1 protein-coding gene and 1 pseudogene are annotated in these 1,265 nt (G+C 73.2%); both read left to right on the top strand.

The genetic code is table 11. The features are described from left to right. Window positions 1-327: pseudogene (locus AB0O00_RS40090) on the top strand (leucine-rich repeat domain-containing protein); the annotation flags it as partial. 94 nt (window positions 328-421) lie between these two features. Next, a partial coding sequence (locus AB0O00_RS40095; protein WP_363659598.1) for an STM4015 family protein occupies window positions 422-1,265 on the top strand: 844 nt, incomplete at its 3' end.

Below are 1,265 nucleotides of genomic sequence, written 5' to 3' on the forward strand. Positions count from 1 at the left end.
GACGGCTCCCGCTTCCCGGCGCTGCGCCACCTCGGCCTGCAGAACAGCGAGTTCCAGGACGACATCGCCGCCGCCGTCGCCCACGCGCCGGTCATGGCCCGGCTCGAAACGCTCAACCTGTCGATGGGCGTCCTCACCGACCAAGGCGCGGGCGCGCTGCTGGAGGGCCAGCCGCTCACCCACCTCCGCGCTCTCGACCTGCACCACCACTACCTCACCGGCGAGATGCAGGAGCGCCTGCGCGAGGCCCTGCCCGGCGTCGCGGTCGACCTCTCCGGGGCCGGCAAGCCGGACGACCGCTGGCGCTACGTCGCCGTCGCCGAATAGCCGTGGCGGAGTAGCCCCGGCCGAGTAGCGCTGGCCGAACGGCCGTCACCCACAACCTCCATCCACCACCCACCCGACCCCGCCAGGAGTGGACATGACCGTCGACCACCACCTCGGGCGCTTCCACGAGCTGCCGATCCACGACTTCGCACCCGGCGCCCGCAAGCAGCCCGCCGCCGGCGCCGTCGCGTGGCGCCTCTCCCTGGAGTACGACGCCCCGCACGACTTCGCAGCCCTCTGGGAGGCGTTCCTCGACACCGTCGACCCGGCCGCCGTCCGGGCCCTGGTGATCGGCTCCTGGTGGCAGGGCGACTACGAGCCGGTGAAGGCCGTCGTCGACGCGCTCGCCGACGCCGCCGAGCGCCTGTCCGCCCTGGAGGGCCTGTTCCTCGGCGACGTCACGTTCGACGAGTGCGAGATCTCCTGGCTGGAGATGGGCGACGTCACCCTCCTGCTGACGGCGTTCCCCTCCCTCACCGAGTTCGCCGTGCGCGGCGGCACCGACCTGGTGCTCAAGCCGGTGCGCCACGACCGGCTGCGGTCCCTGCGCTTCGAGGCCGGCGGCCTGCCCGCCGAGGTCGTCCGCGCCGTGACCGCCTCCGAACTGCCCGCGCTGGAGCGCCTCGTGCTCTGGCTCGGCGTGGACGAGTACGGCGGCGACGCGACCATCGACGACCTGCGGCCCTTCCTCGACGGCACGCGGCTGCCGGCGCTGCGCCACCTGGGCCTGGCCAACAGCGAGTTCCAGGACGAGATCGCCGCCGCCGTCGCCCACGCGCCCGTGGTGGCCCGGCTCGAAACGCTCGACCTGTCGATGGGCGTGCTCTCCGACGAGGGCGCCGCAGCCCTGCTGGAGGGCCAGCCGCTCACCCACCTGAGCATCCTCGACCTGCACCACCACTACCTCACAGACGCCATGCAGGAGCGCCTCTGCGAGG

The sequence above is a fragment of the Kitasatospora sp. NPDC093558 genome (assembly GCF_040683475.1).
In the GTDB taxonomy this organism is placed as follows: Bacteria; Actinomycetota; Actinomycetes; order Streptomycetales; family Streptomycetaceae; genus Kitasatospora.